Source organism: Enterobacter genomosp. O, assembly GCF_001022965.1.
GTDB lineage: Bacteria > Pseudomonadota > Gammaproteobacteria > Enterobacterales > Enterobacteriaceae > Enterobacter > Enterobacter cloacae_L.
The window spans coordinates 229,887-243,965 of the sequence record NZ_LECZ01000024.1 but is presented as its reverse complement, the minus strand read 5'-3'; the positions used below and the strand labels follow the sequence as shown (position 1 = coordinate 243,965).

Annotated in this window: 13 protein-coding genes; 10 read left to right on the top strand and 3 right to left on the bottom strand. The window is 60.6% G+C overall.

All coding sequences use genetic code 11. The features are described from left to right. Positions 1-7 precede the first annotated feature (7 nt). The 10 genes from ABR39_RS08680 to ABR39_RS08635 all read left to right on the top strand — a co-directional run bounded on the left by ABR39_RS08680 (position 8) and on the right by ABR39_RS08635 (position 9,998). Positions 8-469, top strand: a complete 462-nt coding sequence (locus ABR39_RS08680) for a GNAT family N-acetyltransferase (protein WP_047346612.1) — start codon at positions 8-10, stop codon at positions 467-469. 53 nt (positions 470-522) lie between these two features. Then, positions 523-828: a stress response protein ElaB gene (elaB, locus tag ABR39_RS08675; RefSeq protein ID WP_008500219.1), complete on the top strand. Its 306-nt coding sequence runs from the start codon at positions 523-525 to the stop codon at positions 826-828. 211 nt (positions 829-1,039) lie between these two features. Next, positions 1,040-2,335, top strand: a complete 1,296-nt coding sequence (menF, locus tag ABR39_RS08670) for an isochorismate synthase MenF (RefSeq protein ID WP_047346611.1) — start codon at positions 1,040-1,042, stop codon at positions 2,333-2,335. An 88-nt stretch (positions 2,336-2,423) separates the two neighbouring features. Beyond that, positions 2,424-4,094 (top strand): 2-succinyl-5-enolpyruvyl-6-hydroxy-3-cyclohexene-1-carboxylic-acid synthase, encoded by a 1,671-nt coding sequence (gene menD / locus ABR39_RS08665; protein WP_047346610.1) that lies wholly within the window; start codon positions 2,424-2,426, stop codon positions 4,092-4,094. Continuing rightward, positions 4,091-4,867 carry a 2-succinyl-6-hydroxy-2,4-cyclohexadiene-1-carboxylate synthase gene (gene menH / locus ABR39_RS08660; RefSeq protein ID WP_047346609.1) on the top strand — a complete coding sequence of 259 codons (777 nt, stop codon included), beginning with the start codon at positions 4,091-4,093 and terminating at the stop codon, positions 4,865-4,867. Before menD ends, menH begins: the two co-directional genes overlap by 4 nt. Continuing rightward, the gene (menB, locus tag ABR39_RS08655; protein WP_047346608.1) at positions 4,864-5,721 is read left to right on the top strand and encodes a 1,4-dihydroxy-2-naphthoyl-CoA synthase; all 858 of its coding nucleotides are present in this window, start codon (positions 4,864-4,866) and stop codon (positions 5,719-5,721) included. Before menH ends, menB begins: the two co-directional genes overlap by 4 nt. Further along, positions 5,721-6,686, top strand: coding sequence for an o-succinylbenzoate synthase (menC, locus tag ABR39_RS08650; protein WP_047346607.1), 966 nt, complete (start codon positions 5,721-5,723; stop codon positions 6,684-6,686). Before menB ends, menC begins: the two co-directional genes overlap by 1 nt. Next, positions 6,683-8,044, top strand: a complete 1,362-nt coding sequence (menE, locus tag ABR39_RS08645; RefSeq protein WP_047346606.1) for an o-succinylbenzoate--CoA ligase — start codon at positions 6,683-6,685, stop codon at positions 8,042-8,044. The genes menC and menE overlap by 4 nt, the downstream gene beginning before the upstream one ends. A 121-nt stretch (positions 8,045-8,165) precedes the next feature. Further along, positions 8,166-8,705, top strand: coding sequence for a YfaZ family outer membrane protein (locus tag ABR39_RS08640; RefSeq protein WP_025757196.1), 540 nt, complete (start codon positions 8,166-8,168; stop codon positions 8,703-8,705). Between the two features lie 93 nt (positions 8,706-8,798). Further along, on the top strand, positions 8,799-9,998 hold the full coding sequence (locus tag ABR39_RS08635) for a nicotinamide mononucleotide deamidase-related protein YfaY (protein ID WP_047346605.1): 1,200 nt from the start codon (positions 8,799-8,801) through the stop codon (positions 9,996-9,998). 33 nt (positions 9,999-10,031) lie between these two features. Here the strand turns inward: ABR39_RS08635 and glpC are convergent, their stop codons facing one another. From glpC to glpA, 3 genes are read right to left on the bottom strand one after another with little or no spacing between them, the layout of a single operon-like run. Continuing rightward, a complete protein-coding gene (gene glpC / locus ABR39_RS08630; protein ID WP_047346604.1) occupies positions 10,032-11,222 on the bottom strand; it encodes an anaerobic glycerol-3-phosphate dehydrogenase subunit GlpC in 1,191 nt (396 codons plus the stop codon). Next, complete coding sequence (gene glpB / locus ABR39_RS08625) at positions 11,219-12,436, bottom strand: glycerol-3-phosphate dehydrogenase subunit GlpB (RefSeq protein ID WP_047346603.1); 1,218 nt, start codon at positions 12,434-12,436, stop codon at positions 11,219-11,221. The genes glpC and glpB overlap by 4 nt, the downstream gene beginning before the upstream one ends. Beyond that, entirely contained in the window at positions 12,426-14,054 is a 1,629-nt protein-coding gene (gene glpA, locus ABR39_RS08620; protein WP_047346602.1) for an anaerobic glycerol-3-phosphate dehydrogenase subunit A, read from the bottom strand. Before glpA ends, glpB begins: the two co-directional genes overlap by 11 nt. Between the last annotated feature and the right edge of the window lie 25 nt (positions 14,055-14,079).

The following is a 14,079-nucleotide window of genomic DNA, read 5'->3' as shown; positions in this document are numbered from 1 at the left end:
GACTGACATGATCCAGTGGCAAGATTTTCACCATAGCGACCTCACCGTTCATTCGCTCTACGCGCTGCTTAAACTGCGCTGTGAAGTGTTTGTTGTTGAACAGACCTGCCCGTATCAGGACATCGACGGCGATGACCTTGTCGGCGAAAACCGTCATATCCTCGGTTGGCGCGATAACGAGCTGGTCGCGTATGCGAGGATTCTGAAAAGCGAAGACGATTTTGAGCCTGTCGTCATCGGCCGCGTCATCATCAGCGGCAAGGCGCGCGGCGAAAAACTGGGCTACCAGCTTATGGATAAAACGCTGGAAGCGTGCCAGAAACAGTGGCCGGACAAGGCGTTATACCTGGGCGCGCAGGCGCACCTGCAGTCGTTTTATGCCCACTTTGGCTTCACGCCGGTAACGGACGTGTATGACGAAGATGGCATTCCCCACATCGGCATGGCGCGGGAAACGAAACAGGCGTAATGGCGGCGCGTTGGCTATAGTTAGCGGACTGGTGTACTAACATGGAGAAAACTATGTCATTTCAATCCTGGGATACCCGTATCGATGACGATCTGGCCTTACTGAGCGAAACGCTGGAAGAGGTGTTACGTTCCTCAGGCGACCCTGCCGATCAGAAATATATTGAGCTAAAAGCCCGTGCCGAACAGGCGCTGCATGAGGTCAAAAACCGCGTCAGCCATGCGTCTGATACCTATTACTACCGCGCCAAAAAAGCGGTTTATCGTGCCGATGATTACGTGCATGAAAAACCGTGGCAGGGTATTGGCGTAGGCGCCGCCGTAGGCCTTGTTCTCGGCCTGCTGCTGGCCCGTCGTTAAGCCGCTTGACCACTCCCTTTACACAAAATCATTCGAGTTGCATCAAGGCGGCAAGTCTGAGAATCCCCAGGAGCTTACTCAAGTAAGTGACTGGGGTGAGCAGACGTAGCCAACGCCGAGGCAGCTTGAAGGATGACGTGTATATACGTGGGTACTGCTATTTATGGCCAGTACCCCGTATAATACGAGGTTTTAACAGGGAGAGGTTCGCGTGAATTCGATTTTCCTCGCGCTGGAACATCTGCGTACCCAGCTTACGCAAGCGTTACCCGCAGCACCCGGCATACGTCATTTCGACGTCTCTTTCCCGTTAAAAGATGCCTTCGATCCCCTCGCCTGGCTGGGGGCGCAGCAGTGCTATCCTCAGTTTTACTGGCAGCAGCGTAACGGCGATGAAGAGCTGGCTGCGTTGGGGGCGGTTGCCCATTTTTCCTCTCTGGCGATAGCCTCACAGTTTTTGCGCGAGCAAAATGCGGCAGGTGATACCCGTATCTGCGGCCTGAACGCCTTTAACCCGGAGCAGGGCAGCCTCTTTTTACCCCGTCTGCTCTGGCGACGCACGGCCGGAAACGCCACGCTGCGCCTGCAATTATGGAGCGATCGCTCGCTGCAGGACGATGCCTTTGCCGCGCGGGATTTTTTACAGCAGCTCCAGCCAGCCAGGCCTATCCGCCCGCTGGCCGTTCAGGTTGAGCACGAAACCCATCAGCCACAACAGGCCGAATGGCTGAGACTTGTCCGCAGGGCGACGGAAACCATCGCGCGCGGTGATTTTGAAAAGGTCGTCCTCGCGAGGGCCACCGATCTTCAGTTTACACAGCGCGTTAACCCCGTCGCGCTGATGGCGGCCAGCCGCGCCCTGAATTTACATTGCTACCATTTCTGCATGGTATTTGACGCCAGCAACGCCTTTCTTGGCTCAACGCCCGAGCGTCTCTGGCGGCGGCGCGGCAGGCTGCTGCGCACGGAAGCGCTGGCGGGCACGGTTGCCAGCCACGCTGATGATAAACAGGCGCAGCGTCTGGGCGAGTGGCTGCTGAATGACGATAAAAACCAGCGCGAAAATATGCTGGTTGTGGAAGATATCTGTCAGCGTCTTCAGCACCACACGCAGACGCTTGAGGTACTGCCAGCCCAGGTGGTGCGCCTGCGTAAAGTGCAGCATTTGCGCCGCTGTATCTGGACCGAGCTCAAGCAGGCCGATGATGAGCAGTGTCTTAATATGCTGCAGCCAACCGCGGCCGTTGCGGGATTACCGCGACAGCCTGCACGCGAGTTTATCCAGAAGGTTGAACCCTTTAACCGCGAGTGGTACGCCGGTTCGGCCGGGTATTTATCGCCCGATCAAAGTGAGTTCTGCGTGGCATTGCGCTCCGCCCGCGTGCTGGAGAATTCCCTGCGGCTTTACGCTGGCGCCGGCATTGTCAGCGGATCTGACCCTGAGCAGGAGTGGCAGGAGATTGAAAATAAAGCCGCCGGATTGCGCTCTCTGCTCCTAAGGGATTAATACTGATTCGCGCAATCCCGATTCACATCAAAATTCCAATTTTTTCTATTATTTATACTGTGTCGCATTCTTGATACCGGACAATCTCATGTCAGTAAGTTCTTTTAACCGACGCTGGGCGGCGGTGATCCTTGAAGCCCTGACGCGCCATGGCGTCAGGCACGTGTGTATTGCACCGGGTTCTCGCTCAACGCCGCTGACGCTGGCGGCCGCCGAAAACCGGGCGTTGATTCATCACACCCACTTTGATGAACGCGGCCTCGGCCATCTGGCGCTGGGACTGGCGAAAGCCAGCAAAGAACCTGTGGCGGTGATTGTCACCTCCGGTACCGCGGTGGCAAACCTCTATCCGGCGCTGATCGAAGCCGGGTTAACCGGTGAAAAGCTGATCCTGCTCACCGCCGATCGCCCCCCTGAGCTTATTGACTGCGGCGCCAATCAGGCGATTCGCCAGCCGGGACTCTTTGCTTCACATCCTTCGCAGACGATTTCGTTACCGCGTCCCACCCAGGATATTCCGGCAAGCTGGCTGGTTTCCACCGTCGATCACGCCATGGAGACGTTGCGTGGCGGGGCGTTGCACATCAACTGCCCGTTTGCCGAGCCGCTGTACGGTGAGCTGGACGACACGGGCCTGGGCTGGCAGCACTCTCTCGGTGACTGGTGGGAGAGCGAAAAACCGTGGCTGCGCGAGCAGACGCATCTTGAGAGCGCGAAACAGCGCGACTGGTTCTTCTGGCGGCAGAAGCGCGGCGTGGTCATCGCCGGGCGCATGAGCGCCGCTGAAGGCAAGCTGGTCGCGGAATGGGCACAAACGCTCGGCTGGCCGCTGATTGGCGACGTGCTTTCCCAGACCGGTCAGCCGCTGCCGTGCGCCGACCTCTGGCTGGGTAATGCGAAAGCGGTTACCGAGCTGTCGCAGGCGCAGATTGTGGTTCAGCTCGGCTCGAGCTTGACCGGCAAGCGGTTATTGCAATGGCAGGCTACCTGCACGCCGGAAGAGTACTGGCTGGTGGATCCGCTGGAAGGGCGGCTCGACCCGGCGCACCATCGCGGTCGTCGCCTGGTCAGCAGTATTGACGCCTGGCTGACGCTCCATCCGGCAGAAAAGCGCAAACCCTGGGCGGTTACCCTCCCGGACCTTTCGCGTCAGGCGTGGGAGCTGACCAAAGCGCACTGCGACGCGTTTAGCGAGGCCGGGCTGGCGCACCGTATTCGCCAGCTCCTGCCTGAGCAGGGGCAGCTGTTTGTCGGCAATAGTCTGGTGGTGCGCCTGATTGACGCCTTTTCGAAGCTGCCTGCCGGCTACCCGGTTTACAGCAACCGTGGCGCCAGCGGCATCGACGGGCTGATTTCAACGGCGGCGGGCGTACAGCGCGCCAGCGCGAAATCGACGCTGGCGATCGTGGGCGATCTCTCCGCGCTCTACGATCTCAACGCGCTGGCGCTGCTGCGTCAGGCGTCAGCCCCGTTCGTGCTGATTGTGGTTAACAACAACGGCGGGCAGATTTTCTCCCTTTTGCCCACGCCGCAGAGCGAGCGCGAGCGCTTCTATCTGATGCCGCAGAACGTGCAGTTCGAACACGCCGCGGCGATGTTCAGCCTGAAATACCATCGCCCGGAAAGCTGGGAACAGCTGGATACCGCGCTAGGTACCGCCTGGAAACAGCCGGGCGCGACGCTGATTGAGCTGGTGGTGAACGATGCAGACGGTGCGCAGATGCTGCAAAGCCTGCTGGCGCAGGTGAGCCAGCTGTGATCCTCTCGGGCGTTCAGCGGGCCGGCAAGCCAGGCTATCCCTGGCTGGTCTTTTTGCACGGCTTTTCCGGGCACTGCCGCGAGTGGCAGAGAGTCGGTGAAAAACTCAGCGACTACCCCCGGCTGTATCTGGATTTGCCGGGTCACGGTGGATCCCGAGATTTTAGCGTGACGGGGTTTGAGGAGATAAGCACGCTGCTCACCCAAACCTTACTTAGTTACAACATACTCAAGTTCTGGCTCATCGGGTACTCCCTCGGCGGCCGCATTGCGATGTTCCATGCCTGCCAGCAGCCAGAGGGGCTGCTGGGCGTGGTGGTAGAGGGCGGGCATCCGGGCCTGCAGGATGACGAAGCGCGAAATGCGCGGCTGGCATCTGACCGCCGCTGGGCGAGACGTTTTCGCACTGAACCGCTGAGTAAGGTATTCGCTGACTGGTATCAACAGCCCGTTTTTGCCTCACTCACGGATGCCCAGCGCGAGGCGCTGATTACCCTGCGCAGCCAGAACAGCGGCGCGGCGCTGGCAATGATGCTCGAAGCAACGTCGCTGGCCGTGCAGCCCGATTTGCGTGCCGCGCTTGGGGCACGCAATTTCTCTTTTGATTATCTCTATGGCGAACGCGATGAGAAGTTTGCGGCCCTAGCCGCTGAGCTGAACGCCGTTCGCCATGCAATTTCCAACGCCGGACACAACGCCCACCGGGAAAATCCCGATGCGGTTACCGCGAGTCTGGCTCAGATACTGCGTCTTCGTATAAAGGACATTCTATGATTTATCCTGATGAAAACATGCTCTATGCACCGGTTGAATGGCAAGACTGCTCCGAAGGCTACACCGACATTCGCTACCACAAATCCACCGACGGCATTGCCAAAATCACCATTAACCGTCCGCAGGTGCGCAACGCCTTCCGTCCGCTGACCGTTAAAGAGATGATTCAGGCCCTGGCGGATGCGCGCTACGACGACAACATCGGCGTGATTGTCCTGACCGGCGAAGGCGATAAGGCGTTCTGCTCCGGCGGCGATCAGAAAGTGCGCGGTGACTACGGCGGATACCAGGACGATGCGGGCACGCACCACCTGAACGTGCTCGATTTTCAGCGTCAGATCCGCACCTGTCCAAAACCGGTGGTGGCGATGGTGGCAGGCTACTCCATCGGTGGCGGTCACGTTCTGCACATGATGTGTGACCTGACCATTGCGGCAGATAACGCCATCTTCGGCCAGACGGGCCCGAAAGTAGGCTCCTTTGACGGCGGCTGGGGGGCCTCCTACATGGCACGCATCGTCGGGCAGAAAAAAGCCCGTGAAATTTGGTTCCTGTGCCGTCAGTACAACGCCCAGGAAGCCCTGGATATGGGCCTGGTGAATACCGTGGTGCCGATTGCCGATCTCGAAAAAGAGACCGTACGCTGGTGTCGCGAAATGCTGCAAAACAGCCCGATGGCGCTGCGCTGCCTCAAAGCCGCGCTCAACGCCGACTGTGACGGTCAGGCGGGTCTGCAGGAGCTCGCGGGCAACGCCACCATGCTGTTCTACATGACCGAAGAGGGTCAGGAAGGGCGCAACGCGTTTAACGAAAAACGCCAGCCGGACTTTAGCAAATACAAACGGAATCCGTAATGCGTCGCGCACAGGTTTACCGCTGGCAGATACCGATGGACGCGGGCGTGGTGCTGCGTGAACGGCGGTTAAAAACCCGTGACGGCTTCTTCGTGCATCTGCAGCAGGGCGAGCGGGAAGGCTGGGGCGAGATTTCGCCTCTGCCGGGCTTTAGCCTCGAGTCGCTGGAGGACGCGCAGGCTGCATTGCTGGCGTGGACAGAAACGTGGCGTGAGGGCGAGAACCCGGCGTTACCGGACGTGCCTTCCGCGGCTTTTGGTATCAGCTGCGCGCTGGCGGAGCTGGACGGCAGCCTGCCTGAAGAGGCTAACTACCGCGCGGCACCGCTCTGCACAGGGGATCCGGACGAGCTCTTCGCGCTGCTCTCCGCCATGCCGGGCGAGAAGGTCGCGAAAATCAAAGTCGGCCTCTACGAAGCGGTGCGCGACGGCATGGTTGCCAACCTGCTGCTGGAGGCGATCCCCGATCTGCACCTGCGTCTGGATGCTAACCGCGCCTGGACGCCGCTGAAGGCGCAGCAGTTTGCGAAATACGTCAACCCGGCGTACCGCAGCCGCATTGCCTTCCTGGAAGAGCCGTGTAAAACCCGCGACGATTCGCGCGCGTTTGCCCGCGAAACGGGGATTGCCATCGCCTGGGATGAAAGCCTGCGCGAAGCGGGTTTTGCCTTCGTTGCCGAACCCGGCGTCAGCGCGGTAGTGATTAAACCGTCGCTGACCGGCAGTCTGGCGAAGGTGCGCGAGCAGGTCGCGGCGGCGCACGCCGCAGGGCTGACGGCGGTGATCAGCTCGTCGATTGAGTCCAGCCTGGGGCTGACCCAGCTGGCGCGTATTGCCGCCTGGTTAACGCCGGACACGGTTCCTGGCCTCGATACGCTGAACCTGATGCAGGCCCAGCTTATCCGCACCTGGCCGGACAGCGCGCTGCCGTGCCTCGACACCGAGGCGCTGGAGCCGCTGCTATGAGTTTTACCGACTGGCCCTGGCGGCACTGGCGCGCGCTGTCTGCCGATAAGCCTGCCCTGAGGCTGAACGACGAAACGCTTACCTGGCAACAGCTGTGCGCGCGCGTCGACAGCCTTGCGGCGGGGTTTCACCAGCAGGGCGTGGAGGAGGGCGACGGCGTGCTGCTGCTGGCCTATAACCACCCGCAAACCCTGCTGGCGTGGCTGGCGCTGCTCCAGTGCGGAGCGCGTATCCTTCCCGTTAATCCCCAGCTGCCGCGCCCGCTGCTGGACGTATTGCTTCCCCAGATGACCCTGCGCTTTGCACTGGTGCTGGACGGTCTCTACGACGGTCTTCCTCCCCTGAGCCTGTGCGAGCGCGCGGGTGAATATCGCGCCGCGTGGCAGCCGGCGCGGCTGGCGTCCATGACGCTGACCTCCGGCTCTACCGGTCTGCCTAAGGCGGCGGTGCATACCTGCGAGGCCCATCTCGCCAGCGCGCGCGGCGTGCTGGCGCTGATGCCCTACGGTGAAGACGACGACTGGCTACTTTCGCTGCCGCTGTTTCACGTTTCCGGTCAGGGTATTTTATGGCGCTGGCTGCTGGCCGGCGCACGGTTAACCGTGCGCGAGAAACAGCCGCTGGCGCAGGCCTTGCGCGGCTGTACGCACGCCTCGCTGGTGCCGACCCAGCTCTGGCGTCTTCTGAATACCGAAAGCCACATTGCCCTGAAAGCGGTTTTGCTTGGCGGGGCGGCCATTCCGGTGGAATTGACGCAAAAGGCGAGAGAGCGGGAGATTCGCACCTTCTGCGGTTACGGCCTGACCGAGTTTGCCTCTACCGTCTGCGCGAAAGCGGCGGACGGCGAGCCGGACGTGGGCAGCGCGCTGCCGGGCCGAGAGGTGCAGGTCGTTAACGGTGAGGTCTGGATCAGAGCGCAAAGCATGGCCTCAGGCTACTGGCGCGACGGCGCGCTGATTCCGCTGACCAATGCGCAAGGATGGTTCGCCACCCGCGATCGCGGCGAGCTGCATGACGGCCGCCTGACGATTCTGGGCCGCATGGACAATCTCTTTTTTAGCGGCGGAGAAGGGATCCAGCCGGAAAGCCTTGAGCGGGTTATCGCCCGGCATCCGCAGATTAACCAGGTATTTATCGTTCCGCTGGACGACGCCGAGTTTGGGCAACGTCCGGTGGCGGTGGTGGAGTGTGAGCCGGGAACGGATATCGCCTGTTTACCTGACTGGGTCAGGGATAAGCTGGCGCGTTTTGAGCAGCCCGTCCGCTGGCTGCTGCTGCCGACCGAGCTTAAAAATGGTGGCATTAAAGTTTCGCGTCGCGCGCTGCAGCAGTGGGTTAACGCATCGCTGAAAGGATAATAGCCGTTTCAAATAGTTACAATCTACCGACCTGCCGCACGCAGAGTGCTTGATCCCCGGAAGAGCTAGGTTAAAATCTCGCGGTTTTGGGACTTCTTATAAAATGTGCGGGATCGCGACAATGAAAAAAGTGGCATTAATGGGCTTCGGCCTGATGGTTGTTTCTGCGGCGGCTAACGCTATTAGCATTAACGGCTCGGCGGGTCAGGACTATACCCACCTGGGCTTTGGCATGGGTACAGAGACTTCCGGTCTGGCGATGACCGGCGGCTGGACGCATAACGATGACGACGGCGACGCGGCCAGCCTCGGCCTGGGTCTTAACGTTCCTCTCGGCCCGTTCCTGGCGACCGTCGGCGGTAAAGGTATCTATACCAACCCAAATGACGGTGACGAAGGGTACGCGGCGGCAGTGGGCGGCGGCCTGCAGTGGAAAATTGGCGACAGCTTCGGCCTGTTTGGCGAGTACTACTATTCTCCGGACTCCCTCTCCAGCGGTATCGACAGCTATGAGGAAGCCAACGCCGGCGCGCGCTGGACCATCATGCGTCCGATTACCATTGAAGCAGGCTATCGTTACCTGAACCTGGCCGGCAAAGACGGCAACCGCGACAACGCGCTGGCCGACGGCCCGTACGTGGGCGTTAGCGCAGGCTTCTAATCACTCCGGCGCGGCATTCTGTCGCGCCAGTTTCTCTCTTCTCCACCCCGCGTTTGCGCTATAGTGTTTTGACCAAATAAGCGGGAGAACATAATGATTAACGTGGAGATGTTATCCACCGGCGACGAAGTGCTGCATGGCCAAATTATTGATACCAATGCTGCCTGGCTTGCCGATCTTTTCTTTGAGCAAGGATTACCGTTAACGCGCCGCAACACGGTGGGCGACAATCTTGAGTCACTGGTCGCTATTCTGCGTGAACGCAGCGAACACTGTGACGTGCTGATTGTGAACGGTGGGCTCGGCCCTACCAGCGACGATCTCAGCGCGCTGGCCGCCGCGACGGCAAAAGGCGAAGGGCTGGTGCTGCACGAGGCGTGGCTTTCGCAGATGGAGCGCTTTTTCTCCGAACGTGGCCGCATCATGGCCCCCAGCAACCGTAAACAGGCTGAAATCCCCGCCAGCGCTGAGCTGGTCGATAACCCGGTCGGTACCGCGTGCGGGTTTGCCATGCAGCTGAACCGCTGCCTGATGTTCTTCACGCCGGGCGTGCCCTCAGAATTTAAAGTGATGGTCGAGCAGCAGATCCTGCCGCGCCTTCGCGATCGTTTTACCCTGCCGGAACCCCCGCTTTGCCTGCGTCTGACCACCTTTGGCCGCTCTGAAAGCGATCTGGCCCAGAGCCTCGACAACCTGGCACTGCCGCCGGACGTGTCCATGGGCTATCGCTCCTCCATGCCGATCATTGAGCTTAAGCTTACCGGTCCGGCCACGCAGAAAGAGGCGATGCTGGCCCTGTGGCCTGAGGTGCAGCGCGTGGCGGGCGAAAGCCTGATCTTTGAGGGCACGGAAGGGCTACCGGCGCAGATTGCGAAGCATCTGCAGTCGCGCCAGCTGAGCGTGACCTTAAGCGAGCAGTTCACCGGCGGCCTGCTGGCGCTGCAGCTGTCGCGCGTTAACGCGCCGCTGCTGGCCAGCGAAGTGGTGCCGTTCCAGCAGGAGACGCTGGCGCAGACCGCCCGCTGGGCTTCTGAAAGAAGGGTGAAACATTTTGCCGGCCTGGCGCTGTTTGTCGGGGGGCTGGATGAGGAATACCTTAACTTTGCACTGGCCACGCCGGAAGGCACCTGGGCGCTGCGGGTAAAAATGAGCATCACCCGCCACAGCCTGGCGGTGCGTCAGGAGGTTTGCGCCATGATGGCGTTGAACATGCTGCGCCGCTGGTTGAATGGCAAAGAGGTTGCCAGCGAGCACGGCTGGATCCATGTGGTCGAGTCGCTGTTCGTTGAGTAAAACCCGTGCCGGGGCCTTTCGCCCCGGCACCGTTTAGCCCAGCGCCTTCGCCAGCAGGGTAATCGGATGTTCACAGCGCTTGCTGGTGGACATCTCAATCTGCCACTTGCAGGTTTCGCAGTCGGTCACCACGATATCCGCGCCGCTCTCTTCAATCTGGCGAAACAGCGGGGCGCCAATCGCCTGTGACGTTTCGTAGTTCTCACGCTTGAAGCCGTAGGTTCCTGCAATCCCGCAGCAGCGCGAATCCAGCACCGTTAGCTCAAGGCCTGGAATCAACCGCAGCAGTTCAAGCGTATAGAGCGACCAGCCCATTTTCTCCATATGACACGGCGTGTGGTACACCACTTTCAGGGGCAGTTTCCCCAGCGGCAACGTCTGCCCGCTATCCAGTTTGCGCCACAGGAAACGCGTCGCCAGCTCAATGTGCTCGCGCAGCCCGCTATTATCAACGTCCAGCAGATGCGGGTACTCGTCGCGCAGGGTGAAGGTGCAGGTGGACGAGGTCGCCAGCACCGGAATACCCTTGTCGACAATGGCTTCGCGCAGCGACGTAACGTTGCTTTTGGCCTGCCTGCGCGCTTTATCGGTAAACCCGTTGGCAATCAGCGGTACGCCGCAGCACTTCTCCTTGTTCAGTAGCTGAACGCCCGTTCCCATGGCGTTAAGCACCTTCAGCAGATCTTTGCCCAGCTGCGGGTGGTTGTAGTTCACATAGCAGCCGTGGAAAAAAGCCACCTGGTCGACATACTTCGCCTGCTCCGCCGCGACGGACTTATACCAGCGGCGGAAAGTGCCGTGAGAATATTTCGGCAGGCTGCGGTGATGGTCAATCTTCAGCGTGGCATCCAGCAGCTGGCGCACCGGTTTGAGAGAGGTCGCGGCGTTCACCAGCGGGGCGAACGGCGTAGAGACGCTGCCCATCAGATCGGTGTGGCTCAGAATGGCGTCCCGCAATGACGGCTTTTGCGTGCCGTAGCGCGCCCGCGCGCGCTGGATGATATCGCCGATTTTAACATCCGACGGGCAGGCCACCTCGCAGCGTTTGCAGTTGATGCAGTATTTCAGCGCCTCGTCATACAGCCTGCCGTCCTTCAGGCGCAGGCGCTCGCCGTCCGGCCCGGCCTGCTTTGGCCCGGGATAGCGGGGATTTACGCCGCTGACCGGGCAGACGGTGGTACACACCGTGCATTTGATGCAGCTTTCAAAACGGGTATCGTTCATTGTTCAGCCTCCATGCTTTGGCTAATCTGCTCTGCCACATACAGCGCGGTGACGGCGCAGACGCCGCCACCGCATCCTTGAGCGATCGGGTCGTATCCGCCCAGCAGCGAGCCGATGGCAAAGAGATTGCTGACGGGCTTACCGGAAAGCTGCGGGTGTAGCTGGTTATCGACAATCACGCCGAACTGTTGCCAGGGCTGCGGCGAGAAGAAATCACTCTGATACCAGTCCGCGCGGGAGGCGCTTTGCCGGACATCCAGGCCCATAATGGCTTCCCGAATGCCCTCCCGGCTGCTCAGCAGTCCGTTACTGAAGAAACTGCCGCTTGCCAGCACCGTATAGCGGGCGCGAAGCGGAATATCATCGTGGTTGCGCGTCCAGACTTCGCTTACCGCGCCGTCCGTCAGGGTAATTTTTTTCACCTCGTCACCCGCCATCCAGACGCCACCTTGCGCAACAAACTGGCGCTGGAGCTGGGTATGCAGGCGAATACCCGGTACGGAAGGCGGCAGCGTTGGCAGCAGGCCGAGCGTGCAGGGCAGTCGGTCCGATAGCCAGCGCCAGAGCCGATTATCGTGTAAGCCAAAGCAGGCGGGCATCAACAGCGCGTCGCAACTTTCGCCGAGCGGCCTGAGCGCGTCATACAGCAGCGGCCACTTATCTTCGTTATCAAGGAAACGGGCGATATTCACCGCGCGAAACTCGCTCGGGTTGTCGCGCAGAACATCAAGCTCGGGCAGCTCTATCTCTGCCGTTTCGGCATTAACGCCCTGGCGGCAAAGCGACGCCGCCGCGAGATGGGGCTGAAAATCAAGAAAACCGCTGATACCCACTACCCGCACGCGCGCGGCGCTGAACGGGGCAACGGGCACCTCCTCCGGACTTAGCCAGGCGGAACGTAGGGTACCGAGCGGCGTGACGCGCTGATGATTTTGCCTGGCGCTCCCCTTCAGACGCGCGCCGCAGTCCGCCAGCAGCGCTTCGGTTTCCAGGGCAAAGCGGTCAATATTATGCGCGCCAATCAGGTGATAGGGATGCTCCGGCGGCAGCTTATCGCGGTACGTTTCATCCACCAGATCCAGCGAGCCCGACGAGAAGTGCAGGGCGCTTTGACCGCGGGTGATAATGGCGCAGCGCAGCCCCCGCTTTGTGAGTTTGATGCCACAAAGCAGGCCTGCCAGCCCGCCGCCGACAATCACGGTGTCAAATTTCATCGCGTTGCTCCTTCTCAAGACCGCAAAGCCCCTGGTAGACCCAGCGGGTAAATTCGCTTTCACGCAGGGCATCTCCCCAGGCAACAGGCTGAATGCCTTTCCAGCGCTCGTTTAAAAACGCGCTGAGCTGATCGAGCGACTGGGTGGCGGTGGTGGTATGAAAACGTTGCAGCAGACCGGCGGCACGGCAGGCGCACAGCTCGCCCTGGCAGGTCCCCATTCCGACGCGGGTGCGGCGGCGGAGATCGAGCAGGCTATTGACCGTCAGGTTCTCCACCGCGTACTGCACTTCACCGGCGGTCACGGCTTCGCATTCGCATACGAGGCTGCGGCTCAGCCGCCCTTCGCCCAGCCAGGCCGGCGTTCTGTCGCCATGGCGATAGATGGCCGACCCGCGCAGAGGGGCAGGCAGAGAGATAATTTTTTGCAGCGTCTTCTCGGTGGATTGCCGCGAACCGGGCAGAGGCTGTTCTGCCGTTACGCACGGTTCGGTATTGCCCAGCTTGCGGCAGACGGCATCCGTTGCCCACTCCGCCATCAGGCGATAGGTCATTAGCTTGCCGCCGGTGATGGTGATAAACCCGTCCAGGCCGTCACGCGCGGCATGGTCGAGCAGCACAATGCCGCGGCTGACGTTTCGCCCGCTTGGGTCGTTATCGCTGGCGACCAGCGGACGTACGCCCGCATAGGCCCGCAGGATCCGGGTCTGCGCCATTACCGGGGCCAGTTTTTCCCCTTCGCGCAGCAGGATATCCACCTCTTCGGCGGTCACGCGGTTGTAATCAATCTCGCTGTAGTCCACGTGCGTTGAGGTGGTACCGATTAACGAAATGGTATCGCCGGGGACGAGGATGTCGGCATCGGACGGTTTGCGGCAGCGGTTGATCACGTGGTTATTAATGCGGTGGTCGAGGATCAGCAGGGAGCCTTTCGCCGGGAACATGCGAACCGAGAGATCGGCGTACTCCGCAATGTGCTGCCCCCAGATCCCCGCGGCATTGACGACGACGGAGGCAAACAGCTCGCTGTGTTCATTGTATTGCGTGTCATACACCCGCACGCCGCAGATGCGATGGCCTTCGCGGATAAGCCCGGTCACTTCGTGCCCGGTCAGTATGTGCGCGCCATGCTCGCGAGCGTCCAGCATGTTGGCGGCCGTCAGGCGAAAAGGATCAACCGTACCGTCAGGCACTTTTACCGCGCCCGTCAGGGCCGAGTTGACGGAGGGCTCAATGCGCCGTGCGAGGACCGGGTCGATAGCCTCGGCCTGAATCCCCGCCGCGCGGCAGGCGGTAATAAAGGTTGACTGAAAGGCGAGATCGTCTTCGGGAAGCGTAATAAACAGACCGTCGGTGGGTTCAATGCAGTGGCGGGCTATACGCCGCAGGATCTGATTTTCGGCGATACATTCGCGCGCGGATTCGCCGTCGGTCACGGCGTAGCGGGCGCCGCTGTGAAGTAGCCCATGATTGCGGCCGGTAGCGCCCGTCGCTATGTCATGGCGCTCCAGAAGCGTGACGCTTAATCCCCGCAGGGCGCAATCGCGTGCGATGCCAGCGCCGGTTGCGCCACCGCCAATGATAATCACATCGCTGTAACGAGGATCGTGAATTGTCATTGTCATCCCTCTGTGTTCGTTTTTT